We start from the raw sequence: 6,560 nt of genomic DNA, 5'->3' as shown, positions 1-6,560 counted from the left end.
GGCATCACCGGATGAAATCCCACGGCCACCTCAACCCACCACCAGAAGACAAACAGACACCCCCACCGAAACCTCAGCGGGCGGTACCAGAGACGTCCCCACCGGCGAAGTCCCCGCCAGGGAAGCCGAACCCCAACCGGGGCCACCACAGACCCCGACCACATCATCACCGACACCCACCCGCCGTAGTCGCGCCTGCTCGATGAGAGGTGAGATGTGCAGTGAATACTCACCGGCAAATGCCCTACTCCTCCAGCTCCAGGGCATCAATAATCCTGTCCGCACAGGCCGGAGGTTCCAGCGGAAGAGAACCGTCCTTCTCCGTCACAAAGTTCAGATGCGTGGACCGGAACTCACGGTAATCCGGCGGGCCAATGCTCAGCGCCGTCTCCACCGCCTCCGCTGCGGAGTGCACAATGGGCCCAGGAACCTCAGCCTCATAATCCACAGCCAGGCCACGCGCCTCGGTGTAGTCAGCAATGTCATAGGGCCAGAAAACCAGCGGAATGTTCCGCAAAGTCGCCTCATAAGTAACGGCTGAATAGTCCGTGATCACCACATCAGCAACGGCCAGCCAAGCCAGCACCCCCACATCAGTGCCAATGATGGTGCGCCCACCATTGGGTAGAGGCGATTTGTCGATCGGATGAGGCAGCAGCACCAAGGTATTGGCGGCGTCGTACTCAGCGAAAGCTGCAGCCACCTGCGTGTAGGGGATGTGCTTGCCGCGCCGGAAAGTGGGGATGTAGAGCACAATCCGCCCTCCCGACTCCGCGGTCTGCCGCAGCCGCGGATACCTGGTCAGAATCTGCTCCCGCCGCGCGGCCAGCGTCTCCTGGTCCAGCAGATAGTCGACCCTCGGCATGCCGAGCGGCAGCACGCGCTCAGCGGGAACCCCGAACGCCGCCGTATAGACCGAGGCCGGAACCTGCCCGGAGGCGCTTGCGAACGTGTAATTCTGGTGCATCCGCATGGTCGCAGCCACTCGAGGGTCTGGTCCTTCACGGGTGCCCGAGGCCAGATGCCCGAACTTCTTGATCGCCCCCAGAGCGTGCCAGATCTGGCCGATCCGCAGCCCCTTGCGATGATTGAGAATGCTCACCGGGATGATGTACCCATCCACCAGACAACCCGAACAGGTGGCCAGGTGATACATCTCCCGGAAAGCCTTAGGAATATACGACGCCGAAAGCTTCCGGTGCTTGATCACCACAATCCGGTGCCCCGGATGCTTGCGGCGGATCGACTCCTTCAGCAACCTGAAGTCCACCGTGATCTGACGGGGCTCGCGGGTAATAAGGACCACTTTGCGCTGAACCGGCAACAGCTTCATCAGCGCGTAGATACTGCGCGCAGTAGAGACCATGATGCCTAACGGAGTGGTCAGGATTCGCTTCTCCAGGACCCAGATCCTTCCATCATGGCGGGCGCATTGAATATCACCGCTACCCTAACGCACCCTCACGAATTCCTGGGTGACCTGGGACATTTCCTGCCTGATCAGCAAGATCCGGTAGCGTATCCGGCTATGCGAGTCACCATTACCCCAGACACAGAGGGCATCCTCAACAGCGACACCGGAACCACCGTCCGGCGCAGCGTACTGCCCTGCGGAGTGCGCGTACTCACCGAAGAAATGCCCGGGGTCCGCTCAGCCACCATCGGCTACTGGATAGGCGTCGGCTCCCGGCACGAGGCCGACCACCAGCACGGCTCCACCCACTTCCTGGAGCACCTGCTCTTCAAAGGCACCGCCAAACGCTCCGCCCTGGACATCGCCTCAGCATTCGACGCCGTCGGTGGGGACTCCAACGCCGCCACCGGAAAAGAATCCACCTGCTACTACGCTCGCGTGCTAGATACCGACCTGCCCATGGCCGTGGATGTACTCACCGATATGGTCACCTCCGCAGTGATCGACCCCGCCGAACTGGAAGTCGAACGCGGCGTGATCCTCGAAGAGCTCGCCATGGATGAGGACGACCCCGCCGATGTAGTCCAGGAACGCTTCGCTGAACAAGTCCTGGACGGCCACCCGCTAGGCCGGCCCATCGGCGGAACCAAGGCCGCCATTGAGGCCGCCGTCCGCGACGACGTCGTCGACCACTACCACCGCTGGTACCGCCCGCAGGAGCTCGTCATCACCGCCGCAGGAGGACTTGAGCACGACGCCGTCTGCCGCCTCGTTGCCCAAGCACTTCAAGACTCCCGGTGGGACACCTTCACCCCCGCGCAGCCGGAACCGCTGCGCACCGCCAGGCAGGAACAGATCCCCGTCCGCGCAGGCACCGAACGCTTCACCAAACCAGTGGAGCAATCCCAGGTGATCCTCGGCGGCCGCGGCATGTCAGCCTCCGACCCCGACAGGTTCGCGCTCAGCCTGCTCCACGCAGTCCTCGGCGGGGGCATGTCCTCCCGCCTGTTCCAAGAAGTGCGGGAAAAGCGCGGCCTGGCCTACGCCACCTACTCATTCTCCGCCGCCTACACCGACGCCGGGTACTACGGGCTCTACGCCGGGTGCCTGCCCAGCAAAGTGGACCAGGTGGTTGGCGTGCTGGAGGATCAACTCCAACGCATGGCCACTGAGCCTGTCAGCGCCGATGAGTTAGCCCGCGCCAAAGGCCAGTTGCGCGGGGCCACCGTGCTCGGCATGGAGGAGACCTCCTCCCGGATGAATCGGCTCGGCCGGGCAGAACTGGTGCGCGGCGAATTCGTGGACATCTCAGAGACCCTCGATGAGGTCGACTCAGTCACGGTTCAAGACGTTCAACGTGTCGCGTCCCGTCTGGCCCAGAGCCCCCGGGCCACGACCATCGTCGCGCCAGAGCCTGTCTGAGGCGTAGGGTGGGCGTATGACTGACTACGATCCAAGCGCTCGAGTAATCGCACCGGTGATCGTCTCCACACGCGCCGCCACCGGAGAGCGCGAAGACCAGTCCACCGCGGTCATCGCCGAGTACGCCGAGCAGATCGGATTCATCTGCCGCCCACCGGTGGTCATCCCAGACGGGGAAGGCGTATTGGCCGCGCTCTCAGAGCTGATCGTTCAAGTCGGTCCCGCCGTCATCATCACCTCCGGGGGCACCGGTCTCACACCAGATGACCTCACCCCGGAATACACCAAACCCATGCTGGACAAAGAGATCCCCGGGGTGATGGAAGCTATCCGCAACCATGGCCGCACCAAGAACCCGCTGGCATCGCTCAGCCGCGGAGTCGCCGGGGTCAAAGACGCCACCGTCATCATCAACCTGCCCGGTTCGCCCAAGGCCGTGCGGGACGGCATGGAAGTTCTCGTGGAACTGCTGCCGCACCTGTGTGACCAGGTCGCCGACATCCGCGACTCACACCACTGGGGCTGATCACCATTGGCCCTGATCGGCTGCGAACGCAACACTCGGTAGGACGTTTCTTACCGGTGGGCAGTTGTCCCATCAGTTCGCGCGTACAGACCGCGAAATTGAGGTTTTCCGGCACATCCGATGGGAATCTCAGACATGGTGGCGAGTTGTCCTACCGTGACTCCCAGTCAAGCGCAGCACACCACTGCTGAACGGTCAGGCTACCGCTGGCGGTGCATGTCGATGGCCCGCTTCATGATCTTCCGGGCTCGGGAGCGGTCACCAGCGATGTCATAGGCATAAGCCAACCGGTACCACACCCGCCAATCCTCAGGGTCAGCCTCCGCTTCCGCTTTGAACCGCGCGAACTGCTCGTCCGCCTGAGCGCGATTCGGCCGCCCAGCGGGGGAGCGTTCCACAGTGTCCTCCGGAAGCGCGTCCTCAGAATCAAGGATCTTCCCCAGCTGCTCGGTGCGCACACCAAAGTAGATCGCATGCCACAGGAACCAGACGCCCATGGCCACGATCACCAGGGTGCCGGCGCCGAGCAGACGCGCCACCACGTCGTCGACCATGAGGAAGCGGATAGCTGACGTAGCCGCCCCGGTCATGATAATCAACACCAGGACGATCATGATCCACGTCCAAATTTTGTTCTTCACAGGCCCAAATCCAAGTAGCCGTCCAGGCCGTGGGTCAGGCCGGGGCGCTGCGCCACGGTGCGCAGCCCCAGCAGGACACCAGGCATGAAGCTGGCTCGGTCGAAGGAATCGTGCCGGAACGTGAGCTGCTCACCGGCCGACCCCAGCAGCACTTCCTGGTGAGCGACCAGTCCGCGAAGTCGCACCGAATGGACCCGGATGCCGTCGATATCCGCACCACGGGCACCCTCCACCTCCTGCTGCGTCGCATCAGGCGAAGGGCCCACACCCGCAGCCTGCCGCGCACCTGCCATCAGTTCAGCAGTGCGCACCGCCGTGCCGGAAGGCGCATCCACCTTATTCGGGTGATGCAGCTCCACGATCTCCGCTGACTCAAAGTACTGCGCGGCCTTCGCTGCGAAGGCTGAAGCCAACACTGAACCCAAAGCGAAGTTCGGGGCAATCAGGACACCCGCCTCCGGGTGCTCTTCCAGCAGTCCACGCAGCGCCTCTAAACGGCTAGCGTCCCAACCGGTAGTGCCCACCACAGAATGAAGGCCGTTCGCCACTGCGCCGTGCACGTTGTCCACCGTGGCATCAGGCACCGTCAGGTCCACCACATGCGTGGCACCGGAATCAATAGCCTGCTGGAACGAATCGCTTCGCCCCAAGGCCGCGACCAGCTCCATATCCTCGGCGGACTCCACCGCTTTCACTGCTTCAGAACCCATACGGCCGCCGGCGCCCAGCACCGCGACTCGAATTGTGTGCGCACTCATGACCTCCAGCCTACGTTCCGCAGACCAGTGCGACCACACCGCACAACGCACCACTAGGCGCTCGCTACCAGGGCGAAAAAAAGAATCTTCGCACCAGTGCAACCTTTTCTCACCACGGCCAGTAGTCCTGGTGTGAGCACAACATGTGTGAGCATAACAAAAAAGCCCATGGGCATTATGAAAGGCCGCGATCATGCGTAAGTCACTTTCCCTCGCCGCAACGGCCGGACTCGGTCTGGTACTTGCAGGCTCAGCAGCACCCGCCTTCGCCGATAACCACGAAGAAGGCGCACACCTGTCCGTACTCCACGCTGTACCGGATCTCCCGGTCGACGTCTACGTGGACGGCGAGCTCACCTTGGATGACTTCAACCCGGGTGATCTAGCTGGCCCACTTGAACTGCCGGCCGGCGAGTACGAAATCGCCATCACCGCTGCAGACGCCGAAGATGACTCCGACCCGGTCCTCGGCCCGGTGAGCGTCTCGCTAGACGGTGGCATGGACTACACCGCCGCCGCCCACCTGGACGCATCAGGTGAGCCCACAGTGACCCCGTTCGTCAACGACACCTCCGAGCTCAGCGCAGGAGACGGCCGACTGACCGTCCGGCACATCGCTGCAGCACCTGAGGTGGACATCTGGGCCAACGGCGAAGTTGCCGTTGAATCCCTTGCCAACCCAGATGAGGCTTCCCTCGAGGTGCCCGCAAGCACCGTAGAGGCGGCAGTCTCCCTGGCAGGTGAAAGCGACCCCGTGCTCGGCCCCGCTGACGTAGATGTTGCAGAGGGCGCCACCACGATCGTTTACGCCTGGGGCTCCGCTGAGGACGGCAACCTTGATCTGGCAACCCAGGTTGTTGACGGCATGCACTCCGCTCCCGACGGTGTTCCAGCCGGCAACTTCCAGGTCACCCAGCAGAGCTCACCCGCTGCCTGGGCCGCCGGCCTGGGCATCCTGGCCCTGCTTGGCGTCGGCGCAGCCGCCGTCGGCGTCCGGGCAAAGAGCCGCGCCTAAAGGTGACTATGGACCGCTGTCACCCCACACGAGGCTTCCGTAGAAGTGTCCCTGTGCTGCTGGTGGCCGCCCTGACTCTCTCAGGGTGTGCCGCCGGCGGTCAGGGCACTGCTTCCCAACCTCTAGAGTCAGCGGTCAACGACTCCCGGGGGTCAGAAGATCCCCCTGCTTCCCAAACCCCCGGGCCTTCCCCACAGGCCGGCACGGCATCGATCTCCGGTGCCGTGCCGGTCCAATCCGCCGAACTCGGAAGCACCGAGAAGGCTCCAGCACCGGTCCGGGTCGTCTACCCCGGGATCGACGCCGAGATTCCTGTCCTCGCCCACGGCGTGTCGGACGACGGACAGATGGACATTCCCGACGACGCCGCCGAAGCCGCCTGGTATCAGTACGGACGAGCTCCCGCTGACGACACCGGAACTACCGTGATCGCCGCCCACGCCGGGTCGACTCACACCCCAGTAGGACCCCTCTACCTCCTGCACGAGGCGCAACCGGGGGAGGAGATCACCGTGGAGGACGAATCCGGAGAGGAATTCCTCTACGAGGTGACCGAAGTGGAGCAGCAGGACAAAGATGACCTGGACTTCACCCCCTACTTCGCCCGCGACGGGGAGCACTTCCTGGTGCTCATCACCTGCGGAGGTCAATGGAATCCAGATCGGAGCAGCTACAATGACAACATCATCGTCACCGCCACGCCCGCAGACTAGTTCGGATTCTTCCGAGGTATTCGACCCTCCCCGATCGTAGGCCAAAGGAGGAACCCTGGACACGCAGTCTC

At 63.3% G+C, this 6,560-nt stretch carries 7 protein-coding genes; 4 read left to right on the top strand and 3 right to left on the bottom strand.

The window, feature by feature from the left end; translation table 11 throughout:
* Nucleotides 1-244: 244 nt before the first annotated feature.
* The gene (locus tag FEF26_RS09855; protein WP_138253366.1) at nt 245-1,366 is read right to left on the bottom strand and encodes a CDP-glycerol glycerophosphotransferase family protein; all 1,122 of its coding nucleotides are present in this window, start codon (nt 1,364-1,366) and stop codon (nt 245-247) included.
* 162 nt (nt 1,367-1,528) lie between these two features.
* Here FEF26_RS09855 and FEF26_RS09850 point away from each other — a divergent pair, with 162 nt between their 5' ends.
* Nucleotides 1,529-2,836, top strand: a complete 1,308-nt coding sequence (locus tag FEF26_RS09850) for a M16 family metallopeptidase (protein ID WP_138253371.1) — start codon at nt 1,529-1,531, stop codon at nt 2,834-2,836.
* Between the two features lie 16 nt (nt 2,837-2,852).
* Nucleotides 2,853-3,362, top strand: a complete 510-nt coding sequence (locus tag FEF26_RS09845; protein WP_138253365.1) for a MogA/MoaB family molybdenum cofactor biosynthesis protein — start codon at nt 2,853-2,855, stop codon at nt 3,360-3,362.
* 200 nt (nt 3,363-3,562) lie between these two features.
* Here FEF26_RS09845 and FEF26_RS09840 read toward each other — a convergent pair whose 3' ends face one another.
* Nucleotides 3,563-4,003 (bottom strand): hypothetical protein, encoded by a 441-nt coding sequence (locus FEF26_RS09840; protein WP_138253364.1) that lies wholly within the window; start codon nt 4,001-4,003, stop codon nt 3,563-3,565.
* Nucleotides 4,000-4,761 (bottom strand): 4-hydroxy-tetrahydrodipicolinate reductase, encoded by a 762-nt coding sequence (gene dapB / locus FEF26_RS09835; protein WP_138253363.1) that lies wholly within the window; start codon nt 4,759-4,761, stop codon nt 4,000-4,002. Before dapB ends, FEF26_RS09840 begins: the two co-directional genes overlap by 4 nt.
* A gap of 193 nt (nt 4,762-4,954) precedes the next feature.
* On the opposite strand from dapB, the gene FEF26_RS09830 reads away from it, so the two are divergent.
* Together FEF26_RS09830 and FEF26_RS09825 are read left to right on the top strand one after the other, a co-directional pair.
* Nucleotides 4,955-5,776 carry a DUF4397 domain-containing protein gene (locus FEF26_RS09830; RefSeq protein WP_138253362.1) on the top strand — a complete coding sequence of 274 codons (822 nt, stop codon included), beginning with the start codon at nt 4,955-4,957 and terminating at the stop codon, nt 5,774-5,776.
* An 8-nt stretch (nt 5,777-5,784) separates the two neighbouring features.
* Nucleotides 5,785-6,489: a class F sortase gene (locus FEF26_RS09825; protein ID WP_138253361.1), complete on the top strand. Its 705-nt coding sequence runs from the start codon at nt 5,785-5,787 to the stop codon at nt 6,487-6,489.
* Nucleotides 6,490-6,560 lie beyond the last annotated feature (71 nt).

Source organism: Nesterenkonia salmonea, from assembly GCF_005771525.1.
GTDB lineage: Bacteria > Actinomycetota > Actinomycetes > Actinomycetales > Micrococcaceae > Nesterenkonia > Nesterenkonia salmonea.
Note: the sequence above shows the minus strand (reverse complement) of the source record. Positions and strands in the feature narration are given on the sequence as shown.